Source organism: Kosakonia oryziphila, from assembly GCF_900094795.1.
Lineage (GTDB): Bacteria > Pseudomonadota > Gammaproteobacteria > Enterobacterales > Enterobacteriaceae > Kosakonia > Kosakonia oryziphila.
The window spans coordinates 20,022-45,053 of sequence record NZ_FMBC01000018.1; the positions used below are offsets into that span (position 1 = coordinate 20,022).

Sequence of the window (25,032 nt, forward strand, 5' to 3'; positions counted from 1 at the left end):
GTAATGGTATTGTATAATGGCGTCATGGGTGAGGGTTTGTTATTTACCATGGATAACAATTTCGCTCTGAAATTGTTAATTAAGCAGAGATTTTCTGCGAGGGGGGGATTCCTCAACTCGTTGTCAGGCCTCGTGTTTTCTCCCTTTAGCAGAAAAAATGAATTAAGTGTTTTGAATGATTCAGACATGGATGACTAAAGTGTTCAATTCTGTATTCTGTCAGTTTTTGTCAATGTCAAGTCTGGAGCGCAGGATATTGTATGATTTATTCTTACCGTATCTTCAGGCCTCTTAATGACTAAAAAGGAAATTAAGAAAGTTTCAGATCAGAAAAATTAAGAGAAGATAAAATAAGATTTTTCGCTAAGTGCGCGGATATACAGTTGCAGGTTTATCCGTCACATTAATCCTCACGCAAGCTGAAGGAATGCAGGCTAACAAAGGTAAAAGAAAGAAAATCTGCGCGGTAACAGTGTTAACGGGAGGTGTTTAGACAATCTTATGCATAAGTATTATATAATTAATGGTGTTGTCGAGTTTCATCCTGCGACCAGCACATTATGTGACCTCAATAATCCTGACTTAGTGGTGGTATTAAACTCTCCTGCTGGACGCTGTTTATTGTTATTAATTGAAAGAGTCGGAACTATTATCACTCAACAGGAATGTATGGACATTGTCTGGCAGAGTCGTGGAATGATGGTTTCGCCTAATACTTATTACCAGAATATTTCTATTTTACGTAAGGGATTGAAAAAGATAGGTTTTGAAACCGACCCAATAGTCACTATTCCCCGTATTGGTCTGACGCTGGCAAGCGACACGCAAATTGTCATTAAAGAGGCACAACTGCAATCTGTCGAGCAAGAAGTACAGATTTGTAAAATCCGCGAAGAGGATATTGGGCCGCATCCAGTTGCCCCGGCTGTGAAACGTCGCTTATGGCTTCCGGGCATTCTGGTGACATTAATGATATTTGTTGGCATGAGAGCCGTTAACCATAATTTACTGCATGACAACTATTTTGTGGACGGTTATCACTTCACTATGATGATGGGAGAGTGTCGACTCTATTTTGCCTACGATATTGAGACGCAACGTGATCGGGATAAAGCGCTAGCCTATGCCGCGCCATTTAAGGATCAGTGCGGCAACTACCCCTGGGTCTATGTCAGTAGATATAGCACGTTATCACGCGCTTCGGTGATACGCTGTGACAGGGAAATGACGGAGCCAAACCATTGTATGTCAGACTATTTTATTGGGGAACGCGAATATGGCTCGCTACCGTAAAATGCTTTTTGCGCTCTGTCTTTCTCTGCTGATGGTGGCTGTAGTGGTTGGATATTATTTCTGGCATCGTCATTACATCCAGCCCTTTTTATGTCAGGTAAGTTTTATTGAACATCATTCTGATGAGACGTTATACCTGTGGCTAAATTATACCGTGGACGGTGATACTGGTATGCTCAGTATAAACGGCCGGCTGAAGAGCGACCCGACAAAGACTATTGATCGTAAAATATTCTTTCAGGTGGAGCGTACAGATCGCATCTATCACCTGAAGTCGGTACGCAATATGAAATTTCCGGATGACAACGTCAGCGACAGCTGGCTGGAGAAGTATGTACCCTTATTTTTCATCTACTCTGATGAGAGTGTATATACACGAATTAAGAAGCAAGATAATCATAATTATTTATTCATTTTTGGAACATTACCGACTTATGTGTGTCACGCCTCAAAAATGGAGAGCTGAAGGGGAGCAGCTTTCCTTTTTTGTGTCTGTAGTTTATACTTCATTCAACCAACAAGAAATATTCCAGGGAAAGATAACGGCAACAAATGTTGCATTAATGTAATTATTATTTTTGGCAAGATGATGAAAAATTTATTTGAGGACTCATACAGGCCCATGCCTGCGAGAAATAAAACCCTGCACATAGGTTTACTTCTGTGGCCCAATTTTTCTTTGTTAGCATTATCAGGGCTAATGGAAGCGTTACGTACTGCGTCCAGTGTGCAAAAATGTAGTCAGAAAATAGCGTTTAACCTCAGCCTGATAAGCGTGAACCCTGACTTACCCATCACCAGCAGTGCTGGTATTAGCGTGCAACCTGAGGTCGCCTACGCAACTCCCGGTGCCTTTGACTATATTGCCGTCATTGGTGGAAGCCTGGAGTATCTTGAGCAGGGGTATAGTGGTGACCGAATGTTTCTTGCTGAAGCCCATCACAGCAACATTCCGTTGATAGGTATTGGCTCTGGCAGCTTTATCCTTGCAGAAGAGGGGTTACTCAATGAACGACGTGCCTCGATTCATCCTGATCACCATGATGTCTTCACACAACGGTTTCCGCAAGTTTATGCCGAGCAGGGTCTTGATTTTATAGATGAAGGTGATGTGCTGACCTGCCCTGGTGGGATCTCTACGCTCACGCTGACCACGGCCCTTATCCGCTCCCATGCAGGGGATGATATTGCTGCCACCACTTCCCGGCGTTTGTCGCTCTCACCGCACGCTGCCGCTACTCCGCGACCTGCTAATATTGCCCTTATCCCTGACTCGCGGCTTCGCAGGGTGGTAATGATGATTGAACAGTACCTTACGCACCCACTCAGTACTGCCGGGTTGGCTCAGGCCGTTAAACTGAGCGAGCGTCAGCTTAATCGCTTGTTTCATGCCGAATTTGGCAAGACGGCGCGTGAATTTATCCGCAGTGCCAGGTTGCGTTATGCCTGTTGGTTGTTGAAGAACTCGCAGCAAAGCGTCACGGATATTGCGCGGCGGTTGGGCTTTAGCGACTGTGCCCATTTTATCCGTCATTTCCAAATTGAGTACGGTTGTACCCCTGGGGTATGGCGCACGCCGTAGAGCTGATTTAGTGCTTTTTTCGTAGGGTTGTCAAAGCTTACCAGGGTTGTCTAACCAGCGGCTTGTTAGAAATGCCCATATGTTGAAAAGGCCGCTGAGAGAATACCTCTCACAGCGACAGCTTTAGCATAACGGCATTAAGCCGCTACATTAACCGACTGAAAAACTAATAGTGTTTTACTGGAACTGATATTGTTCTTTCGGACCAGTCCGGTCGTTCACCCGTCATGATGGCACGTTGTTGAGTTGGGGTAACGGACTGGGTGATCTCCGGCATGGTTTTATAATCCTTCTCATCGGGTAGCGTGATCACCGGGCCAGACTCACAACCGGAAAGTATAATAACGGCCAAAAATGCAGGTAATGTTTTCAAAATTTGCCCCTTCCATTAGGATAAGAAAATGACACGAACACTTTGAAACGATTCTATTATGCTAAACAGCAACAGAGTCTCAATAAGGTCGTCAGGTCATCTTATGAGGAGGTAATGATAATAAATGGGGGAACGAGGAGTAAAGTGCGCATGTAGTGAGGTGAGGGACTTGCCCTGCTGGTTTGCCGCAGCTTTCCCAGGCCATTTCCAGCGCTTTGATGATTAGGCTGTGTCCCGTAATTGTGCGCGAGTGGCGCTGATGGACATTTTTACGCAGGGCAGGCGCGAACGGCGACGTTTGGGGACCCAAATGAGCCGTGAGCAACGCAGTCATGCGTAAACGACCGCTGGCGTTCAGCGCGTCAGGCGAAGCTGTTGTAAATTGCCATCAAGTTGCAGATCGGTTTGCAGACGCGCCACATCCCGGCAGGTAAATGCCATTGCCTGGTGTGTTTCTAGTTTCTGCCGCCATTTCTCCGGTACCGTTTCAAGGTTCTCATATAGCGCCTCCAGCGTTGGGAACGAGCTCAGCAACTGCGTTGCGCTTTTCGGACCAATACCCGCCACGCCCGGCACTTTTGAACTGCTGATCCCCGCCAGCCCCCAGTAATCCGGTAATTGCTCTGGCGTAACCCCATATTCCTGATCAATAAAGGGCGCATCCAGCCAGCGTTTTTGAAAGTAATCGCGAATGCGGATGGTCGGGGAGAGCAACTGGCAGTAGCCCTTGTCGGTTGAGACGATCGTCGCTTGTTGCCCGGCCTGCGCCATTTTCACCGCCAGCGTCGCAGCAAGATCGTCGGCTTCGTTGCCAGGTGTTGCCCAACAGCGGATCCCGCGTTGTTCGAAAGCCGCGCGCAGTAATGGCATTTCCGTCTGTAAGGTATCCGGCATGGGAGGGCGGCCTGCTTTGTAATCCGGCAGCAACTGATGGCGCCAGCTCTGGTTACGGGTCTCATCATCAAAAACCGCGACAGCATGGGTTGGCTGACTGTGAATAATCAACTGCTCCAGCGCATGCAGACAGGTATCCACGCAGGGGGAACCTTGCACCGCATGGATACGGCGAATCAGATTGAGTGCGTCAACAATAAGCAGATGAGCCACAGATACCCTCCTTGAAATCATCCGTTAAGGGTATCATCGCACGCCTTGCGAGGCTATAAAGCAGGGAATAATCAGGAAGATGCCTCGCAAAACAAGGCATCTGATGCGGGATTAGTTACAGGAAACGATCTTCATCGCCAGCCCGCCGCGAGAAGTTTCACGGTATTTGGCGTTCATATCTTTCCCCGTTTCATACATTGTTTCGATAACTTTATCGAGGCAAACGCGCGGTTCACTGGTACGCCGCAGCGCCATTCGCGCCGCATTGACCGCTTTCACCGAAGCAATCGCGTTACGCTCAATACAGGGCACCTGCACCTGGCCAGCTACCGGGTCACAAGTCAGACCGAGGTTGTGCTCCATACCGATTTCCGCCGCGATACAGACTTGCGCCGGGCTGCCGCCCAGCAACTCTGCCAGCCCGGCCGCCGCCATGGAGCAGGCGACGCCGACTTCCCCCTGGCAGCCCACTTCCGCGCCGGAAATGGAGGCGTTCATCTTATACAGCGAGCCGATAGCGCTGGCAACCAGCAGATAACGTGCCAGTGAATTGGCGTTAACCTGGCGGATAAAGCGATCGTAATACGCCAGTACCGCCGGCACGATCCCACACGCGCCGTTTGTCGGTGCCGTCACCACGCGCCCACCGGCAGCGTTCTCTTCGTTCACTGCCAGCGCGAACATATTGATCCAGTCAACCACGGCCATCGGATCGGTGTTGGTCTTGTCACTGCTGACCAGCATACGGCGCAACGCAGCGGCACGGCGCGGAACGCGCAGTTTACCAGGTAATACTCCTTCCGTTGCGATACCGCGCTCTATACCGCCCTGCATCACTTCCCATACACGGGCGAGATGCTGTTCCAGCTCGGCTTTGCTGTGCAGTGCCAGCTCGTTTTTCATCATCAACCCGGAGAGCGATAAACCGGTCTCCTGGCAATAGTGCTGTAAATCGGCAGCAGTTCGGTAAGGGTAGGGTACCTCTACCGGCGCACTGGCAGGCTGGCCAAAGTGTTCTTCGTCAACAATAAACCCGCCGCCGATGGAGTAATAGGTCTGGCTGTAGAGCACCTGTTCGCCCGAGAGCGCGGTAATACGCATGCCGTTTTCGTGCAGCGAGAGGTTATCCGCATGGAAATTCATGCATTGATCGACCGGAAACTCCACTTCATGCGCTTCGTTGGCCAGCAGTAGGCGGCCATGGGTATTAACATCCTGAATAAAACCCGGAATGGCATCAATATTGACGGTATCCGGCAGATTCCCCGCCAGGCCCATAATAATCGCGATGTCAGTATGGTGCCCTTTACCGGTCAGGGAGAGAGAGCCGTAAACATCCACCACAACACGAGTTACGTCGTGCAAAATTCCACGGGCAATCAGATCTTCTGTGAACTGTTTACCGGCTTTCATCGGACCAACGGTGTGCGAGCTGGACGGCCCGATACCGATTTTAAAAATATCAAATACGCTGATCATGACGCATTATCCATTGCTATAGGGGATGCGCCGCCGGACAGGACGGCGCGAAAAGATTAGCTGAACAGGGAGAAGAAGATCGCGGAGATGGCGATGAGACCCATAACCACTACGAAGATGTTGCTGATAGCGCCACTGTATTTGCGCATTGCCGGTACTTTCGCGATGGCATACATCGGCATCAGGAACAGGATCATCGCAATGATTGGCCCGCCCAGGGTTTCGATCATGCCCAGAATGCTTGGGTTCCAGGTGGCAACGGCCCAGGTGGTCAACAGCATAAACAGCGCGGTAATTTTGTTCAGTTTGTTGATTTCGATGGATTTACCTTTGCCGCGCAGAGATTTAATCACCATACCGTTAAAACCTTCACGCGCGCCCAGGTAATGGCCGAGGAACGATTTGGTAATGGCGATCATCGCAATGATCGGCGCCATCCAGGCAATAACCGGCGCATTAAAGTGGTTCGCCAGATAAGAGAGAATGGAGATGTTCTGTTCTTTCGCCGAGGCCAGATCGGCGGGTGCCAGGCTCAGCACACAGCTAAACACAAAGAACATAACCGTCATCACCATCATGATGTGAGCGAAGGCCAGAATGCGGGAACATTTACGCTCGGCTTCTGCGCCGTACTCTTCACGCTTGGCAACGGCAAAGGAGGAGATGATCGGCGAGTGGTTAAACGAGAACACCATCACCGGGATTGCCAGCCATAACGTCATCCACAGACCATTGCCAGTAGCAGAAGCACTGCTCAGCGACAAGGTTTCCAGCACAGCACCGTTCCACTGCGGAATCAGGTACACCGCCAGCACCATCAGTGCGATAACAAACGGGAATACCAGGATACTCATCGCTTTCACAATCATCTGCTCACCGAAGCGCACGATGGTCATCATACCTACGATAAGGATCAGCGACAGGATCGCACGCGGCGGCGGGGTCATTCCCAACTGATGGGTCATAAAGCTGGCCACGGTATTGGTGATCGCCACGCTATAAACCAGCAGGATCGGATAAATCGCAAAGAAATAAAGCAGGGTAATCAACTTACCTGCGCCGATACCGAAGTGCTCTTCGACCACTTCAGTAATGTCTTCTCCCGGGTTTTTACCAGACAACACAAAGCGGGTCAGACCCCGGTGGGCGAAGTAGGTCATCGGAAAAGCAAGAATTGCCATGATGATGAGCGGGATCAAGCCGCCGACACCGGCGTTAATCGGCAGAAACAGAACACCTGCGCCGATAGCAGTGCCGTAAAGGCCCAGCATCCACATGGTGTCGGTTTTGCGCCATGAACTGCGTGTTTCTACTACAGAGGTTCTTGCGCCAGTCTGAATAGTTTCCATTGATACATCTCCTGGGGGGAAATAAAATACTGCCGTTACAGACAGATCAAATGTCGTAAACAACAGTGTTAATATTTAAGTCTGTCAATTACAGTTTTTTTATAATTTATCCCTGTAACTATTTGCGGCGGAAAGATACAGCTAAGTTATGACAGCATCAGTGACACGGATCTCAATTGCAATAATCTACTTTCGATGTGGATATATTTAGACCATTTATCTGGCTAATTATTAACAGATGAAATTTATGGGTGAAAAGGCTAACGCTCGCCAGATATATGATAAAATTTCGCGGAGCGAAATATGATAAATGCACTGAAAAATAACGTTTTTGCAGTCATTTATCGATGTTAAAAGCGGTTATAATGTATGAATTGCTGGTCAGCAAATGATCGGTTAAATGCAAGGTATAAGGGCGGATTATGATTCCGCCCTGGAAAGGTCAATCAGGTACAAATTTCGTAGCAGGGAATGTAAGCGGAACCGGGGAGTTTCATACGGTGCTGGGCAACAAAACCCTGCAACAGATCGTCCATCCGGCGCATCATGTCACTATCGCCGTGAATTTTATAAGGGCCAAACGCTTCAATCGCGCGGATACCGGGTTCTTTCACGTTACCTGCGACAATCCCCGAGAAGGCCCGGCGCAGATCCGCCGCCAGCACTTCTACCGGTTGGTCAGGGTAAAGTTTCAGGTTCGCCATATTTTCATGGCTCGGTTCGAACGGTACTTGTAGATCAGGCGCAATGCGAATTGACCAGTTGAAACTATAGGCATCGCCGGTATCGCGACGGTTCTCTTTCACCAGTGGCATGGCTTTTTTCATCTGGCGTGCCACTTCAGCCGCATCATTAATGATGATGGTGTAGTAGCGACGTGCGGCTTCACCCAGCGTATTGGCAATAAATTCATCCAGAACGCGGAAGTAGTCCGCACTCTCTTTCGGCCCGGTGAGGATCAGCGGCAGTACCTGATTTTTGTTCGCCGGATTCATCAGGATCCCCAGCAGATAGAGCAGCTCTTCCGCCGTGCCCACGCCACCAGGAAAGATAATGATTCCGTGCGCGATGCGGACAAAAGCTTCAAGCCGTTTTTCAATATCCGGCATGATGATCAACTCATTGACCAGCGGGTTCGGCGGCTCAGCGGCAATAATGGATGGCTCGGTCATGCCGATAAAACGTCCATCCTTATAACGTTGCTGCGCATGGCCAACAGCGGCGCCTTTCATCGGTGCTTCCATAGCGCCCGGCCCGCAGCCGGTGCAGATATTCAGCTCGCGCAGGCCCAACTGCGTACCCACACGGCGGGCGTAAAGGTATTCGGTTTCGTTGATCGAGTGGCCACCCCAACAAACCACCATATTTGGCGCTTCGCTTACGTGCAGGGCGCGCGCGTTGCGCAAAATGGAGAAAACCAGGTTAGTAATATGGATAGAACTTTCCAGATTTAAATGCTGGAAACGCCCGGCATTATAAATTTGCCCACTGACGAAGAGGATATCGCGCAGGACCGCGAACAGGTTGGCCTGCAACGAGCGAATGATCCGCCCATCGACAAAAGCCTCTTCCGGCGGGTTGATCAGTTCCAGCTTCACGCCGCGTTCACGGCGCAACACATTAATATCAAAACCTACATTGCGGGAAAGCAGCTCTTTGCTGCTATCCGTCTGACTCCCTGAGTTCAGTACAGCGAGCGAGCAGTTGCGAAACAGTTGATAAAGGTCGCTGCTGGCCGTGCGTTTAAGCATATCGACTTCCAGCTGCGACAGCATATCCATTGAGCCAAGCGGGCTAATATGTGTAATCAAGTGAACTCCTTACGGGACGGAATTTATCTTCCTGGTGATTACAATAGCCCTGGCTTATGACGTTTAACAACCCGGCGGGAAATGTTTTACTGACGAACCAGACGCCCGGTGGCGGGAATGAAATCAGTATTGGTACGCCACGGATTGATATCCAGCCCGCCACGACGCGTGTAGCGTGCGTAAACGCTCAGTTTTTCGGGGTGGCAGAAGCGCTGAATGTCGGTAAAAATGCGCTCAACGCACTGTTCGTGAAACTCGTTGTGATGGCGGAAAGAGACCAGATAACGCAGCAACTTCTCGCGATCGATCTTTGGCCCCCGGTACTGGATCTGCACTGAGCCCCAGTCTGGCTGGTGGGTAATCAGACAGTTTGATTTTAGCAGATGGCTAACCAGCGTCTCTTCAACAACTTTTCCGCTGGCGGCGCCCGTCAGCCATGCAGCGTCAAAGGTGTAGTTCTCGATTTCAATATCCTGATCATCAATGCAGGTACCATGAAAATGGGCAATCGGCTGACCTTCCAGTTCATCAATACGGTACAGCGCCACGCTGACGTTGCCTTGTGCACAGGCACTCAAATCTCGTTGCAGGGTCTCGCGTACCTCATCCCAACTGGCGAAGCGTGTCTGGTTAAAACTGTTGAGATAGAGTTTAAAGCTTTTCGATTCCACCAGATTTACGCTGGCGTAATCCAGTTCGACGTGGCCTACCGCAACTTGCGGCAAACCTTTGGCGTTCAGCCAGGAGAGTTCATAAAGTGTCCAAATATCCGCCCCCTGAAAAGGAAGATTCCCGGCCGTCAGGCCCAGCGGATCGCGGTTTAATGAACGGGGAACGCCCTGCAACAGGCTGGCGTCATAGGTGTCGCGGTAATCGGTAGTTTTGCCAAGCGTCAGGCCAGCCAGCGCCTGGTGGTTATCGTAAGAAGACATGTTTCATCGCCATTTTGCAGGTAAACTATTACGCAGAGTTTATCCTGGCTTATGTGAAGAGAGAAATCGGTGGAAAACGAGACGGCCATTGCGCTGAAAGCTTTTACGGAACGTTATTGCGACGCGTGGCACGCAGCGCGCGGCACCTGGCCACAAAGCGAGGAGCTGCACGGTATTCCCTCGCCTTGCATTATTTCTTCAACCGACGAGTATGTGATCTGGCAACCTCAACCATTCCCCGCGCAACCGAACGTAAAGCCGATTGAGCAGGCAATGGATATTGTGGTACAAACGCCGATTCATACGTTTTATGCCACGCAATTCGCCGGGGATATGTACGCCCGCCTTGATACACTGCCGCTGACATTGTTGCAAACCTGGAGCGAAGAAGATTTTTTGCGCGTACAGGAAAACCTGATTGGTCATCTTGTTACGCAGAAAAGGTTAAAGCTTTCGCCGACGTTGTTTATCGCCACGCTTGATAGCGAGCTGGATGTTATTTCGCTGTGTAATCTGAGCGGTGAAGTGGTGCAAGAGACGCTGGGGACTCGTCAGCGTACCGTTTTGGCCCCCAGCCTTGCGGATTTCCTCAACCGGCTCGAACCTGTCGTGTAGTCCTCGATGCCACTCAGTGTGTGCGAGATCTCTCACACGATCTGTGAGAGATCGACTGGACATTTGCCATACAGACATTGTGCTATTTTCCATATAATTATTTACTTTCATAACGTTACGATTTAACACTTGTGTTTAAAAGGTTTCATTCAAAAGAAAATATGCGTTAGGTGTCCTTGTCAGGGGGCGCAGAATGGGTAATTCTGTTTCTGTCGACAGGGAATTTGACAATGAAGCGTACATCAGGATGATGTTGCTTCAGGGATACACCGGGAAGGTGCTACAGGGAAAGGCTTCAGGATGAAGCAACTGGACAACGCAGGATTGCGCTAAGGGACGCCTCCAGGAAGGAGAATGAGAGTAGGTCAGGATGGCCTGCAGATCAGGATGATCAGGGACACGCATTAAGGATAATGCTAAGTCACATCGGGGTGGTGTGAGCATGATGCACAGTTCACGGATGAACAGGTCAGGAGACCACAGGAAAAGTTTTCACGGATGAGCAGGGAGCACAACGAGTAGCTGGACTGCTATGAAACGAACCGGGAGCACTGTTTTTACAGTGCTCCCTTTTTTTATTTGCTCTGGTCTTTGCTATGCTGCGCGCCAGTCTGTTTTCTACCGGGGGTTTTTATGACTCTGCATCAACGAGTGCGCGAGCAACTTCATCAACTCGAAGCGCAACTGCGCGAGCAAAATCTATGGCAAAGCGCGGCGCCAGCGCCGGATGCCTTTGAAAGCACGCAACCCTTTTGTATGGATACCCTTGAGCCGTTCGAGTGGCTGCAATGGGTCTTAATTCCGCGTATGCACGCGCTGCTGGATAGCCAGCAACCGCTACCGCAGGCGTTTGCCATCGCGCCCTATTATGAAATCGCTGTGGACGCCACACACCCCTCCCGTGAGGTGATGCTGGTTCACCTTCAGCAGCTTGATGCGCTGTTCTCTGGCGAAGATGACTAATGCTGGAGATTATTTACCAGGACGAATGGCTGGTGGCGGTGAACAAACCCTCCGGCTGGCTGGTACACCGTAGCTGGTTGGATCGCGATGAAAAAGTGGTGGTAATGCAAACCGTGCGCGACCAAATCGGTCAGCACGTTTTTACCGCGCATCGTCTCGACAGGCCAACGTCCGGCGTTTTATTGATGGGGCTTTCCAGCGAAGCGGGCCGACGTCTGGCGCAGCAGTTTGAGCAGCATCAAATCCAGAAACGTTATCACGCGATTGTGCGCGGTTGGTTGATGGAAGAGGCACTGCTTGATTACCCGCTGGTGGAGGAACTGGACAAAGTTGCCGATAAATTTGCCCGCGCGAATAAAGAGCCGCAGCCAGCAGTAACCCATTATCGTGGGCTGGCAACCACCGAAATGCCCGTGGCGACCAGTAAATTCCCGACCACCCGTTATGGGCTGGTCGAACTGGAACCGAAAACCGGCCGTAAACATCAATTACGTCGCCACCTGGCGCACTTACGCCATCCGATCATTGGCGACAGCAAGCACGGCGATTTGCGGCAAAACCGCAGCGCCGCAGAGCATTTTGGTTGTCAGCGGCTGATGCTGCATGCCAGCCAGTTAACGCTCACACACCCCTTTACCGGCGAAGCCTTAACGTTACGCGCCGGGTTGGATGAAGTGTGGATGCAGGCGCTGTCGCGCTTCGGCTGGCTCGGTCTTCTCCCTGAGAATGAAAGGGTTGAGTTTGCGCCGCTGAACGGTCAGGATGAGGACCATCTCGAATCACACAAGGAGTGATGAGCATGGCGAAGGTCGGAATTTTTGTTGGCACCATGTACGGTAATTCGCTGCTGGTGGCGGAAGAAGCGCAAGAAATATTAAACGCACATGGTCATAACGTAGTGGTGTTTGAAGATCCTACCGCGGCGGACTGGGATAATAACAATGGTCATTACGCGCTGGTGGTAACGTCTACGACCGGGCAGGGCGATTTGCCGGACAGTATTGCGCCGTTGTTCCATTACCTGCGTGATACTGTGGGTTACCAGCCTGATTTACATTATGGTGTGATTGCCCTGGGCGATAGCACATACGCCAATTTCTGCGGCGGTGGCAAACAGTTTGATGCTTTGTTGCAGGAGCAGGGCGCACAGCGCATTGGTGATATGCTGCTGATTGACGCGAGTGAAGACCCGGAGCCGGAAAGCGTGTCAAATCCGTGGGTTGAACACTGGGCAACGCTGCTGAAATAACGTTTTTCCTCCTCAGCCGGGGAGGAAAAATGCCCTCTTTTTACAGCGTCAAGCGACGCATTTCACATTCTTAGATCATTACCCTCGTCTGACCTTATTTGCCGATCTCCGGTTTCCATTTCCGTGAAGTACTCCCCATCAGCCTGGGCTAATGCAATAAAGCAACTTGGCGGGGCTGGTGAATGTTGTGTTGTTGCACGGTGAGAGTTAAAAGGCAGCTTCTTATACTTTTCTCGCTAGTTAAAAAATGCGTTCCGCTAAGGGAAAAAAAACCTGCAGGAACAGCAAAAAACACAACTACATCATCCTGCCTTCCCCTACAGGTTGTGCCGTACAGGATGAATGTACAAAAGAACATTGATGCTTCGGGAGTACAACCATGAGTACATTCAGCCAGGCGGCGAGCGGCGCTGAAAAGCGCACTAACGCCCGCTACTGGATAGTGGTGATGCTGTTTATCGTCACATCCTTCAACTACGGCGATCGCGCAACCTTGTCGATTGCCGGTTCGGAGATGTCCAAATCCATCGGCCTTGATTCGATCTCCATGGGCTATGTTTTTTCTGCCTTTTCATGGGCCTATGTAATTGGCCAGATCCCGGGTGGTTGGTTGCTTGACCGCTTCGGCTCCAAACGGGTCTATTTCTGGTCCATCTTTACATGGTCGATGTTTACCTTACTGCAGGGCTTTGTCGATATCTTCAGTGGCTTCGGCATCATCGTGGCTCTCTTTACTCTGCGTTTTATGGTCGGTCTGGCTGAATCGCCCTCCTTCCCTGGTAACAGTCGTATTGTTGCGGCCTGGTTCCCGGCGCAGGAGAGGGGCACGGCAGTGGCGATTTTTAACTCTGCACAATATTTCGCGACCGTTATTTTTGCGCCGATCATGGGCTGGCTGACGCACGAAGTGGGCTGGTCGCACGTCTTCTTCTTCATGGGCGGTTTAGGGATCTTCATCAGCCTGCTGTGGCAGAAAATGATCCACGAGCCGAATCAGCACCCTGGCGTCAACAAGAAAGAGCTGGAGTACATTGCCGAAGGCGGCGCGCTGATCAACATGGATCAGAAGAACAACATTCATAGTGTCCCGTTCTCGGAAAAATGGGGGCAGATTAAGCAACTGTTGGGTTCGCGCATGATGATCGGCGTTTACCTGGGGCAGTACTGCATTAACGCTCTGACCTACTTCTTTATCACCTGGTTCCCGGTATATCTGGTGCAAGCGCGCGGCATGTCAATCCTGAAGGCCGGGTTTATTGCATCAATTCCGGCTATTTGCGGATTTGTCGGCGGCGTACTTGGCGGTGTCATTTCAGACTGGTTAATGCGTCGCTACGGCTCGCTGAATATGGCGCGCAAAACACCGATCGTGCTGGGCATGCTGCTCTCGATGAGTATGGTGTTTTGTAACTATACCAACTCGGAAATGATGATCATCGGCTTTATGTCGCTGGCCTTCTTTGGTAAAGGGATTGGCGCGCTGGGCTGGGCGGTGATGGCAGATACCGCGCCGAAAGAGATCAGCGGTCTGAGCGGCGGCCTGTTCAATATGTTCGGCAACATTTCCGGCATCGTGACGCCAATTGCTATCGGCTACATTGTTGGTACCACCGGTTCGTTTAATGGCGCGCTGATTTATGTCGGTATCCATGCACTGGTCGCGATATTGAGCTATCTGGTGCTGGTCGGCGATATCAAACGTATCGTACTGAAACCAGCAGGACGTGAGTAATGAATACACAAGCTAGCCCGATTATCACCGGGATGAAAGTTATTCCCGTCGCCGGGCATGACAGTATGCTGATGAACATTGGTGGCGCGCATAACGCTTACTTCACGCGCAACATTGTCGTGCTTACGGATAACGCCGGGAATACTGGCGTCGGTGAAGCGCCCGGCGGCGAAGTGATCTACAAAACGCTGGTTGATGCCACTCCGATGGTAGTCGGGCAGGAAGTTGCCCGGCTGAATAAAGTGGTGCAGCGCGTTCATAAAGGCAACCAGGCGGCAGATTTCGACACCTTCGGCAAAGGCGCATGGACCTTTGAGCTGCGCGTCAATGCGGTTGCAGCGCTGGAAGCCGCGCTGCTCGATCTGCTCGGTAAAGCGCTGAACGTACCGGTGTGCGAACTGCTTGGTCCCGGCAAACAGCGCGATGCCGTAACCGTTCTGGGTTATCTGTTCTATGTCGGCGATCGCACGAAAACCGATCTCCCCTATCTGGATGCCACGCCCGGTAGCCACGACTGGTACCACCTGCGTCATCAGGAAGCAATGACCAGCGATGCAGTGGTACGTCTGGCGGAGGCCTCGCAGGATCGCTACGGCTTCAAAGATTTCAAACTTAAAGGCGGCGTACTGCCCGGCGAGCAAGAGATTGAAACCGTAAAGGCGTTGAAAAAACGCTTCCCGAAAGCGCGCATTACTGTGGATCCGAACGGTGCCTGGCTGCTGGACGAAGCCATAAGCCTGTGTAAAGGGCTGAATGATGTGCTGACCTACGCCGAAGATCCGTGCGGTGCAGAGCAGGGTTTCTCCGGCCGTGAAGTAATGGCGGAGTTCCGCCGCGCCACAGGTCTGCCGGTCGCCACCAATATGATCGCCACCAACTGGCGAGAAATGGGGCACGCGGTGATGCTGAATGCCGTCGATATTCCGCTGGCGGATCCGCACTTCTGGACGCTCTCCGGCGCCGTGCGGGTTGCACAGTTATGCGACGACTGGGGGCTGACCTGGGGTTGTCACTCTAACAATCATTTCGATATTTCACTGGCGATGTTTACCCATGTCGGCGCTGCTGCGCCGGGGACGCCAACCGCTATTGACACCCACTGGATCTGGCAGGAGGGCGATGCCCGCCTGACCAAACAACCGCTGGAAATCAGGCAGGGCAAAATCGCCGTACCGGATGCGCCAGGCCTCGGTGTGGAGATCGACTGGCATCAAATCGAGAAAGCGCATGCCGCCTATAAAAAATTGCCTGGCGGTGCGCGCAATGACGCAGGCCCGATGCAGTACCTCATCCCGGGCTGGACGTTTGACAAAAAACGCCCGGTCTTTGGACGTCATTGAGAAAGAAAAGGATAAAAAAATGAGCACATATACGTCTACCCCCGTTGTCGCATCCATGCAGGTGATCCCGGTTGCCGGGCACGACAGCATGCTGATGAACCTGAGCGGCGCGCATGCCCCTTTCTTCACACGCAATATTGTGGTGATCAAAGACAACGCAGGGCACACCGGCGTGGGGGAAATTCCGGGCGGCGAAAAAATCCGTAAAACGCTGGAAGATGCGATTCCGCTGGTGGTTGGTAAAACGCTGGGTGAATACAAAAACGTGCTGAACAGCGTGCGGCAGACTTTCGCCGATCGCGATGCTGGCGGCCGTGGCCTGCAAACCTTCGACCTGCGCACCACGATCCATGTGGTGACAGGCATCGAAGCGGCGATGCTGGATCTGTTAGGCCAGCACCTTGGCGTCAACGTCGCTTCCCTGCTGGGCGAAGGCCAACAGCGTAATGAAGTGGAGATGCTGGGCTATTTGTTCTTCGTCGGCGACAGCAAAAAAACGCCGCTGCCGTACCAGAGCCAGCCGGATGACAAATGCGACTGGTATCGCGTTCGCCATGAAGAGGCAATGACGCCGGATCGCGTGGTGCGTCTGGCGGAAGCCGCTTATGAAAAATATGGTTTTAACGATTTCAAACTGAAAGGCGGCGTTCTGGCTGGAATGGAAGAGGCGGAAGCCATTTCCGCACTGGCAAAACGCTTCCCACAGGCGCGCGTCACGCTGGATCCGAATGGCGCATGGTCGCTGGATGAAGCAATCAAAATCGGTAAGCACCTGAAAGGCGTGCTGGCTTACGCGGAAGACCCATGCGGTGCCGAACAGGGCTTCTCCGGCCGTGAAGTGATGGCAGAATTCCGCCGCGCGACCGGTCTGCCGACGGCGACCAACATGATCGCCACTGACTGGCGTCAGATGGGGCATACGCTGTCTCTGCAATCGGTGGATATTCCGCTGGCGGATCCGCATTTCTGGACGATGCAGGGCTCGGTGCGCGTGGCGCAAATGTGCCACGAATTTGGCCTGACCTGGGGTTCACACTCCAACAACCACTTCGATATTTCGCTGGCTATGTTTACTCACGTCGCTGCTGCTGCGCCTGGTAACATTACCGCTATCGACACACACTGGATCTGGCAGGAAGGCAATCAGCGGCTGACCAAACAGCCGTTCGAAATCAAAGGCGGGATGGTACAAGTTCCAACCACGCCGGGCCTGGGCGTTGAACTGGATATGGATCAGGTGATGAAGGCCAACGCGCTGTATCAAAAACATGGTCTTGGCGCGCGTGATGACGCGATGGGAATGCAGTATCTGATCCCTGAATGGAAGTTTGATAACAAACGGCCCTGCATGGTGCGTTAATGAAATTGCCAGTTCTTGCGAGGACTGGCAATTTCCGCATCTTTCCTGGGTGTATGCTTATTGTTGTGAATATGCATAAGGATGGCTTATGAAGATTGTTATCGCTCCTGACTCTTACAAAGAAAGCTTAAGCGCTCTGGAAGTTGCGACGGCCATTGAGCGTGGTTTTCGCGAGATATTTCCCACAGCGGAGTATGTAAAAATTCCGGTTGCAGACGGTGGCGAAGGGACGGTAGAAGCCATGGTTGCTGCGACCAACGGCCGTATTGTTAAGGTAGCGGTGAAAGGCCCGCTTGGCGAACAGGCGGAAGGATTTTATGGCATTTCCGGCGATGAGCAATCGGCATTCATTGAAATGGCGGCGGCCAGCGGGCTGGAAATGGTACCGCCAGCGAAGCGCGATCCGCGGATTACCACGTCGTGGGGAACCGGCGAACTGATCCGCCATGCGCTGGATGCGGGGGTTAAACATATCATTATTGGTATTGGTGGCAGCGCCACCAATGACGGTGGAGCAGGCATGGTGCAGGCGCTGGGCGCAAAGTTGCTCGACGAGCAGAATCAGCAGATTGCACCAGGCGGCGCGGCGCTGGAATCGCTGGTGCGCATTGATCTCCGCGAGCTGGATAAACGCCTTTCCGGTTGTCGCATTGAGGTGGCCTGCGACGTGACCAATTCATTAACCGGTGAAGCGGGGGCATCGGCAGTTTTTGGCCCGCAGAAAGGTGCGACACCAGAGATGATTGCCCGGCTGGATAAGGCGCTGGCGCATTATGCCAGCATCATTGCCCGCGATCTGGATATCGATGTACTGAACCTGGCGGGCGGTGGTGCAGCTGGGGGCATGGGCGCGGCGTTATACGCCTTTTGCGGCGCGGAATTGCGCCAGGGGATCGAGATTGTCACCGACGCGCTGGCGCTGGATAAACATGTCAGAGATGCGGATCTGGTGATCACCGGCGAAGGGCGCATCGACAGCCAGACGGTAAATGGCAAGGTGCCGGTCGGTGTAGCGAAAGTGGCCAAACGTTACAATATTCCGGTGATTGGCATTGCCGGGAGCCTGACCGCTGACGTTGGTGTGGTGTACGATCATGGCATAGATGCAGTTTTCAGCGTGCTCTATACGATCTGTACGCTGGAAAAAGCGCTGGAAAATGCAGGAGAAAACGTCCGCATGACGGCGCGCAATGTGGCGGCGGTGCTAAAAGCGGGACAGCAACTGTAATGATTTTAGCTGGATGGCGATGGCACTTCTCCTGCCTGCAAAGCGACAAAATAACGCGCTATAGAAGGCCTGAGGCCGGGGCGGGGAGAACTGGCCGGTTCCCCCTGCACGGGAACACAGGAAAGATAATACAAAGCCGGATAAGGCGTAGCCGTCATCCGGCATGCAAGTCATCCATTACTCTCAATATCGCTACCCAATCAACCGGTGCGCTTCACGCGTAACATTATCCATCTCATCAAGCAGTTCCAGAAACTCCGGTTCCAGATCGTTGGCACTAACACCGCTACGCAGTTGATGTTCAATGAGCTGGCAGAGGTTTTTCAGCCGTGGAACGCCGCTGTAACCACAACTGCCGTGCAGTTTGTGGATCGCTTCCGACAGCCCCTGCGGCGCTTCGCCGACCAGTTGTTCCTCCACCTTATTGCGGATCTCCGGCAGAAACTCGACCAGCATATGCAGCATCTCGCGCGCAAGGTCGGTTTTCCCCGCCGCCTGGCGTAGTGCCAGTTGCCAGTCGAGCGTGACATCGTTATCGATCGGCAGCTCCACCGGGATCCCTTCGGTTTCCGGCATATTCCGGACGCTGGTTTTCAGGCATGGCTTGTAGCGCAACAACAGGTTATGCAGCTTATCTTCTTCGATTGGCTTTGCCAGATAATCGTTCATCCCGGCGCTGAGCAGCTTCTCTTTTTGTCCGGCCATCGCATGTGCGGTTACGGCAATGACAGGGGTTTGCTGCTGATGTGGTAGCTGGCGGATCACCTCGCAGGCGCGAATCCCGTCCATATCCGGCATCTGGATATCCATCAGAATCAGATCGAACTGCATCTGTTTGGCCCGTTCGATGGCCTGTAAACCGTTCTCGCACAGTTCAACGTGCTGCACCTGATCGTCAAGCAGAGCGCCAATCAGCTTCAGGTTCGCCGGGTTGTCATCCACCGCCATGACGCTCATCGGCAATTTACTCTCATCCGCATGTGAGGCCTGAACCAGTTGCGTCGTGCGGCAGTACTCGGTCAGGGCGGGCAGCAGACGGGTGATAGTCAGCGGTTTAAGCAGACAAGCCGCTGCGCCATCCTGTTTCAGCTCTTCGGCATTCACTTGTGCGTGGCACGGCAGCGCCAGCAGCAGATAGTCGGTCATGGCTGCTGCACGCGCCAGACGATCATGCTGCATACTGAGCGGCTCGCGCACGGTTACCGGCACCGCCAATAGCAAAATATCGTAATGCCCTTGTGGGAGCGCCGAGAACGACGGGCTGTAAATTACCTCCAGCGGCGTGTTGTTCAGCACTTCCAGCGTGCTTTGCGCTGCCGCAGCATTTGGTTCGACATACGCCAGACGTTTACCGGCCAGTCTTTCCGTAGCGGGCGCTTCGGTGATGGCGTTTGGATTGAGGTCGAGATCAATATGGAACCAGAAAGTCGAACCCCGGTTCGGCTGGCTATGGAAAGAGATATCGCCGCCCATCTCATTCACCAGCCGTTGCGTGATAACCAGCCCCAGACCAGTACCGCCATGACGGCGAGAGATGCTGGCATCCGCCTGGCGAAATGCCTGGAACAGGCGCGACTGATCACGTTCCGGGATGCCGATGCCGGTATCGCGGATCTGCACCTCAATTTGCACTTTGTTATTGCTGATGGCGCGTTTTTCAACCATCACATCGATATTGCCGTGTTCGGTAAACTTAATGGCGTTACCGACCAGATTGGTGATCACCTGTTGCAGACGCAGCGGATCGCCAATCACATTATCCGGGACATCATTTTTGATGTTCAGCGTCAGCTCAAGCCCCTTATCGTGCGCTGAGTGCGCCAGCAAAATCACCACCTCATCCAGCGTGCTACGTAAAGGGAACGGAATGCTTTCGAGGATCAGTTTGCCCGCTTCCTGCTTGGAGAAGTCCAGCACGTCGTTAATGATCGCCAGCAGGTTATTCGCCGAGCGTTCAATAGTCAGCAGGTGATCACGCTGGGTAGGATTCAACTGAGATTTCAATGTCAAACGAGTAAAGCCAATCACGCCATTCAGTGGTGTGCGCAGTTCATGAGACATATTGGCGAGGAACTCAGATTTAATACGCGCGGCTTCCTGCGCACGCTTTTTCGCCAGGTCCAGCTCAACGTTCTGGATCTCCATCTGCTCCAGCGTTTCACGCAGATCCGATGTGGATTGATCGATATTATGTTGCATCTCTTCGTGGTAGGCCGCCAGCGACATGGCCATCGAATTGATGCCGTTTTTCAGCATATCCAGTTCGCCGAGCATAAAACCTTCAACACGGCTGTCGAGCTGCCCGCGACGGATACGGTCAACAGTATTCACCATATTACGAATTGGGCCGGTCACGTCACGCATCAGACGCCAGCCAAAAATAAGCGCAATACCAATACAGAACAAAATCATCATACTGGAGATAAACATCTCCTTGTACTGCTGCAAGCGTACTGATTTCAGATCCAACTCTAGTGCTACATAGCCGAGCATATTGCCAGTGATTTTATCCGCAGGCAGAGCGGCTTTTACCGGTTCAAGCTCTTCGGATAGGATCGGCGTGCGCAGCACCATCGTATCGCCGCGGCGGGTAACGCTCAGCTTGCGCGGGAAAGGCTGCCCTTCTGGCAGCTTGAGAGCGTCGCCATCAAGCTGGAAATTGGAAGAGACAAACACGTTGTTGTGCCCATCGTAAATGGTGATAGCGCGTACGATGTCAGAATGGCGGCGGTGAAGTACATTAATCAACTGGCCAATGGCTTCGCGATCCTGTAGTGCCATGCTGTATTCACCGGAAACCGCCAGCGGTTCAATAATACTGGCACCTGCGTCTTCCAGTTGACGCTGTAAATCGTTATAGCGATGAACGACGAAAAAGATACTGAGCAGCACACCGATAAGCACGGTAGGGGCCAGGATCAGAATCATCATGCGTGCGCGCAAGCTGTAGTTGGTCATGGAGTTCCGTTATGGGAGAATTAGGCCATTACACAGTTATTGAGAATTTTCACTGCAATGGCGCAATTCTACTCTGCAAAACGACGCGTGACGACTCGCGAGCGCATTACCGTTACGGTAACCGACCTCGATCCCTTTGGTCAGGGTGTGGCTCGCCATAATGGTAACGCATTGTTTATTCCCGGATTATTACCAACAGAAACGGCGGAAATTACCCTCAACGAGGAAAAACGTCAGTTTGCCCGTGGAGAAGTAAAACGTCGTCTGAATGACAGCCCGGAGCGTGTTAAACCAGAATGTCCGCATTTTGGCGTTTGCGGCGGGTGCCAGCAGCAACATGCCAGCGTTGCCCTGCAACAGCGCAGTAAAAGCGCAGCGCTGGCACGGTTAATGAAGCAGGACGTGGACGAGGTGATTGCCGCGCAGCCATGGGGATATCGCCGTCGGGCGCGTTTGAGCCTCAGTTGGCAGCCAAAAACGCAGCGTCTGGATATGGGGTTTCGCAAAGCGGGTGACAACGACATTATCAATGTGACACGTTGCCCGGTACTGGTGCCCCGTCTTGAAGCAATGCTGGCGCCGCTGCGTGAATGTCTGGCGGGGCTTGGCGCAGTGCGCCATCTGGGGCACGTCGAACTGGTGGAGGCCGACAATGGCCCTCTGATGGTTTTGCGGCACACAGCGGCATTAAGCCACTCGGATAAAGAAAAACTGGAACGTTTTTCGCATTCTCAGGGTATTGCGCTGTACCTCGCTCCGCAAAGCGAGATACTTGAACATGTTAGCGGAGAATCCCCCTGGTATAGCTCCGACGGGCTACGCTTAATGTTCAGTCCGCGGGACTTTATTCAGGTCAATGATGGCGTCAATCAGCAAATGGTGACCCATGCGCTGGAGTGGCTTGATATTCAGCCCGGTGACCGTGTGCTGGATCTGTTCTGTGGCATGGGAAATTTCACCCTGCCTCTGGCGCAGCGCGCGTTAAGCGTCGTTGGGGTGGAAGGTGTCGCCGAATTGGTGGTAAAAGCGCAGGAAAATGCGCAACAGAATGGCTTGCAGAATGTGACATTCTTTCATGAAAATTTGGAAGATGATGTTACTCAGCAACCCTGGGCGAGCCAGGGATTTGATAAGGTGTTGCTCGATCCCGCGCGGGCAGGGGCTGCCGGGGTGATGCGACATATTATAAAATTGTCTCCCGGCAGAGTGGTGTACGTTTCTTGTAACCCCGCCACGCTTGCCCGTGACAGTGAAGCGCTATTAAATGTAGGTTACCAGATTCAGCGGCTGGCGATGCTGGACATGTTTCCACACACTGGCCATCTGGAATCAATGGTGCTGTTTGTGAAAAACAAATGATTAATTTCGGCTTGCCGAATTCGGCAGGCCCGGTCCCTTAAAGGAGAGGACAATGGTTGCGGTACGCAGTGCGCATTTGAACAAAGCGGGTGAATTCGATCCAGCCAAGTGGATTGCCAGTCTGGGGATCACCAATCAGCTGTCGTGTGAACGCTTAACCGAAACCTGGGAGTATTGTCTGCGACAAACGCAGGGTCATCCGGATGCCGGCGTACTGTTGTGGCGCGGCATTGAGATGGTAGAAATTCTCTCCATGCTGAGTATGGATATCGATACGCTGCGAGCGGCGCTGCTGTTTCCGCTGGCCGATGCTGAAGTGGTGAGCGAAGATGTGCTGCGTGAAAGCGTCGGCGCCTCAGTGGTCAATCTGATTCACGGTGTGCGCGACATGGCCGCCATCCGCCAGTTGAAAGCCACACATACAGATTCCGTCTCTTCTGAACAGGTCGATAACGTTCGCCGCATGCTGCTGGCGATGGTCGATGATTTCCGTTGTGTGGTTATTAAGCTGGCCGAACGTATCGCGCATCTGCGTGAAGTGAAAGACGCGCCGGAAGACGAACGCGTATTGGCGGCGAAAGAGTGTACCAATATCTATGCGCCGCTGGCGAACCGTCTGGGTATCGGGCAACTGAAATGGGAGCTGGAGGATTACTGCTTCCGCTACCTGCATCCGGCGGAATACAAACGCATAGCCAAGCTGCTGCATGAACGCCGTATCGATCGCGAACATTATATCGACGAGTTTGTCGGTCATCTGCGCGCCGAAATGAAAACCGAAGGCGTCAAAGCCGAGGTCTACGGCCGGCCAAAACACATCTACAGTATCTGGCGGAAGATGCAGAAAAAACACCTCGCCTTTGACGAGCTGTTTGATGTGCGCGCCGTGCGTATCGTCGCCGAACGCTTGCAGGACTGTTATGCCGCGCTGGGTATTGTACATACCCATTACCGCCATCTGCCGGATGAGTTCGACGACTACGTCGCCAACCCGAAACCTAACGGTTATCAGTCTATTCATACGGTAGTACTGGGGCCGGGGGGGAAAACCGTTGAAATCCAGATTCGTACGCGCCAGATGCATGAAGATGCCGAGCTGGGCGTCGCCGCGCACTGGAAGTACAAAGAGGGTACGGCAGTTGCCGGCAGCCCGCGTTCAGCGCATGAAGACAGGATTGCATGGCTGCGTAAGCTGATCGCCTGGCAGGAAGAGATGGCCGATTCCGGAGAACTGCTGGATGAAGTCCGCAGCCAGGTCTTCGACGATCGGGTGTATGTTTTTACACCAAAGGGCGATGTAGTCGATCTGCCTGCGGGTTCCACGCCACTGGACTTTGCCTATCACATTCATAGTGACGTTGGGCATCGTTGCATCGGTGCGAAGATCGGCGGGCGCATCGTGCCCTTTACCTACCAGTTGCAGATGGGCGATCAGATCGAAATTATCACCCAGAAGCAGCCGAACCCAAGCCGCGACTGGCTGAATCCAAACCTCGGCTATGTGACAACCAGCCGCGGGCGTTCGAAGATCCACGCCTGGTTCCGTAAGCAGGATCGCGACAAAAACATTCTTGCCGGGCGGCAGATCCTGGACGATGAGCTGGCGCATCTGGGGATCAGCCTGAAAGAGGCGGAAAAACATCTGCTGCCACGTTACAACTTTAACGAGCTGGAAGAGTTGCTGGCGGCGATTGGCGGCGGCGATATCCGTCTTAATCAGATGGTGAACTTCCTGCAATCGCAGTTCAATAAACCAAGCGCCGAAGAGCAGGACGCCGCTGCGCTGAAACAGTTGCAGCAGAAAACGTACACGCCGCAAAACCGCAGCAAAGATAATGGTCGTGTGGTGGTGGAAGGCGTTGGCAATCTGATGCATCACATCGCGCGCTGCTGTCAGCCGATCCCGGGCGATGAAATCGTCGGATTTATCACCCAGGGACGTGGGATCTCGATCCACCGCGCTGACTGCGATCAACTGGAAGAGCTGCGTACCGTTGCGCCAGAGCGTATCGTGGATGCTGTCTGGGGAGAGAGCTACTCGGCGGGTTACTCGCTGGTCGTGCGCGTGACGGCGAACGACCGTAGCGGCCTGCTGCGCGATATCACCACTATCCTCGCCAATGAGAAGGTGAACGTACTGGGCGTTGCCAGCCGCAGCGACACCAAAGAACAGCTTGCCACCATCGATATGAATATCGAAATCTACAACTTGCAGGTGCTGGGCCGCGTGCTTGGCAAGCTCAATCAGGTGCCGGACGTTATCGACGCCCGTCGTCTGCACGGTGGCTGATTTTCACTTCAT

20 protein-coding genes are annotated in these 25,032 nt (G+C 52.6%); 13 read left to right on the forward strand and 7 right to left on the reverse strand.

Features of this window, described 5'->3' with window-relative positions; translation table 11 throughout:
• The first annotated feature begins 501 nt into the window (after positions 1-501).
• The 3 genes from GA0061070_RS10385 to GA0061070_RS10395 all read left to right on the forward strand — a co-directional run bounded on the left by GA0061070_RS10385 (position 502) and on the right by GA0061070_RS10395 (position 2,875).
• Positions 502-1,293: a winged helix-turn-helix domain-containing protein gene (locus GA0061070_RS10385; RefSeq protein WP_090135881.1), complete on the forward strand. Its 792-nt coding sequence runs from the start codon at positions 502-504 to the stop codon at positions 1,291-1,293.
• Complete coding sequence (locus tag GA0061070_RS10390; RefSeq protein ID WP_090135883.1) at positions 1,277-1,759, forward strand: hypothetical protein; 483 nt, start codon at positions 1,277-1,279, stop codon at positions 1,757-1,759. The genes GA0061070_RS10385 and GA0061070_RS10390 overlap by 17 nt, the downstream gene beginning before the upstream one ends.
• Positions 1,760-1,993: 234 nt before the next feature.
• On the forward strand, positions 1,994-2,875 hold the full coding sequence (locus GA0061070_RS10395) for a GlxA family transcriptional regulator (protein WP_090135990.1): 882 nt from the start codon (positions 1,994-1,996) through the stop codon (positions 2,873-2,875).
• A 166-nt stretch (positions 2,876-3,041) separates the two neighbouring features.
• Here GA0061070_RS10395 and GA0061070_RS24740 read toward each other — a convergent pair whose 3' ends face one another.
• The 6 genes from GA0061070_RS24740 to queF all read right to left on the reverse strand — a co-directional run bounded on the left by GA0061070_RS24740 (position 3,042) and on the right by queF (position 9,926).
• Positions 3,042-3,248: a hypothetical protein gene (locus tag GA0061070_RS24740; protein WP_139109750.1), complete on the reverse strand. Its 207-nt coding sequence runs from the start codon at positions 3,246-3,248 to the stop codon at positions 3,042-3,044.
• Positions 3,249-3,602: 354 nt separating this feature from the next.
• On the reverse strand, positions 3,603-4,355 hold the full coding sequence (gene xni / locus GA0061070_RS10400) for a flap endonuclease Xni (protein WP_244153085.1): 753 nt from the start codon (positions 4,353-4,355) through the stop codon (positions 3,603-3,605).
• Between the two features lie 111 nt (positions 4,356-4,466).
• Positions 4,467-5,834, reverse strand: a complete 1,368-nt coding sequence (locus tag GA0061070_RS10405) for an L-serine ammonia-lyase (protein ID WP_090135887.1) — start codon at positions 5,832-5,834, stop codon at positions 4,467-4,469.
• A gap of 56 nt (positions 5,835-5,890) precedes the next feature.
• Positions 5,891-7,183, reverse strand: coding sequence for an HAAAP family serine/threonine permease (locus GA0061070_RS10410; RefSeq protein ID WP_090135888.1), 1,293 nt, complete (start codon positions 7,181-7,183; stop codon positions 5,891-5,893).
• A 446-nt stretch (positions 7,184-7,629) separates the two neighbouring features.
• Positions 7,630-8,994, reverse strand: a complete 1,365-nt coding sequence (gene ppnN / locus GA0061070_RS10415; RefSeq protein WP_090135890.1) for a nucleotide 5'-monophosphate nucleosidase PpnN — start codon at positions 8,992-8,994, stop codon at positions 7,630-7,632.
• 86 nt (positions 8,995-9,080) lie between these two features.
• Complete coding sequence (gene queF, locus GA0061070_RS10420) at positions 9,081-9,926, reverse strand: NADPH-dependent 7-cyano-7-deazaguanine reductase QueF (RefSeq protein ID WP_090135892.1); 846 nt, start codon at positions 9,924-9,926, stop codon at positions 9,081-9,083.
• A gap of 69 nt (positions 9,927-9,995) precedes the next feature.
• Here queF and syd point away from each other — a divergent pair, with 69 nt between their 5' ends.
• The 8 genes from syd to GA0061070_RS10460 all read left to right on the forward strand — a co-directional run bounded on the left by syd (position 9,996) and on the right by GA0061070_RS10460 (position 18,413).
• Entirely contained in the window at positions 9,996-10,541 is a 546-nt protein-coding gene (syd, locus tag GA0061070_RS10425; RefSeq protein ID WP_090135894.1) for a SecY-interacting protein, read from the forward strand.
• Between the two features lie 633 nt (positions 10,542-11,174).
• Positions 11,175-11,504 (forward strand): YqcC family protein, encoded by a 330-nt coding sequence (locus GA0061070_RS10430; RefSeq protein WP_090135896.1) that lies wholly within the window; start codon positions 11,175-11,177, stop codon positions 11,502-11,504.
• Positions 11,504-12,298 (forward strand): tRNA pseudouridine(65) synthase TruC, encoded by a 795-nt coding sequence (gene truC / locus GA0061070_RS10435; RefSeq protein WP_090135898.1) that lies wholly within the window; start codon positions 11,504-11,506, stop codon positions 12,296-12,298. The genes GA0061070_RS10430 and truC overlap by 1 nt, the downstream gene beginning before the upstream one ends.
• Before the next feature lie 5 nt (positions 12,299-12,303).
• Positions 12,304-12,753, forward strand: coding sequence for a flavodoxin (locus tag GA0061070_RS10440; RefSeq protein WP_090135992.1), 450 nt, complete (start codon positions 12,304-12,306; stop codon positions 12,751-12,753).
• Between the two features lie 379 nt (positions 12,754-13,132).
• The gene (locus tag GA0061070_RS10445; RefSeq protein ID WP_090135900.1) at positions 13,133-14,485 is read left to right on the forward strand and encodes an MFS transporter; all 1,353 of its coding nucleotides are present in this window, start codon (positions 13,133-13,135) and stop codon (positions 14,483-14,485) included.
• Entirely contained in the window at positions 14,485-15,825 is a 1,341-nt protein-coding gene (locus GA0061070_RS10450; RefSeq protein WP_090135902.1) for an enolase C-terminal domain-like protein, read from the forward strand. The genes GA0061070_RS10445 and GA0061070_RS10450 overlap by 1 nt, the downstream gene beginning before the upstream one ends.
• A 19-nt stretch (positions 15,826-15,844) precedes the next feature.
• Positions 15,845-17,185: a glucarate dehydratase gene (gene gudD, locus GA0061070_RS10455; protein ID WP_090135904.1), complete on the forward strand. Its 1,341-nt coding sequence runs from the start codon at positions 15,845-15,847 to the stop codon at positions 17,183-17,185.
• A gap of 88 nt (positions 17,186-17,273) precedes the next feature.
• On the forward strand, positions 17,274-18,413 hold the full coding sequence (locus tag GA0061070_RS10460; protein ID WP_090135906.1) for a glycerate kinase: 1,140 nt from the start codon (positions 17,274-17,276) through the stop codon (positions 18,411-18,413).
• Between the two features lie 192 nt (positions 18,414-18,605).
• On the opposite strand, the gene barA is transcribed toward GA0061070_RS10460, so the two are convergent.
• Positions 18,606-21,371, reverse strand: a complete 2,766-nt coding sequence (barA, locus tag GA0061070_RS10465; RefSeq protein ID WP_090135908.1) for a two-component sensor histidine kinase BarA — start codon at positions 21,369-21,371, stop codon at positions 18,606-18,608.
• Positions 21,372-21,428: 57 nt separating this feature from the next.
• Between barA and rlmD the strand changes: the two genes are divergently transcribed.
• Positions 21,429-22,730, forward strand: a complete 1,302-nt coding sequence (gene rlmD, locus GA0061070_RS10470) for a 23S rRNA (uracil(1939)-C(5))-methyltransferase RlmD (protein ID WP_090135910.1) — start codon at positions 21,429-21,431, stop codon at positions 22,728-22,730.
• Between the two features lie 52 nt (positions 22,731-22,782).
• Positions 22,783-25,020, forward strand: coding sequence for a GTP diphosphokinase (gene relA, locus GA0061070_RS10475; protein ID WP_090135912.1), 2,238 nt, complete (start codon positions 22,783-22,785; stop codon positions 25,018-25,020).
• Positions 25,021-25,032: the final 12 nt, after the last annotated feature.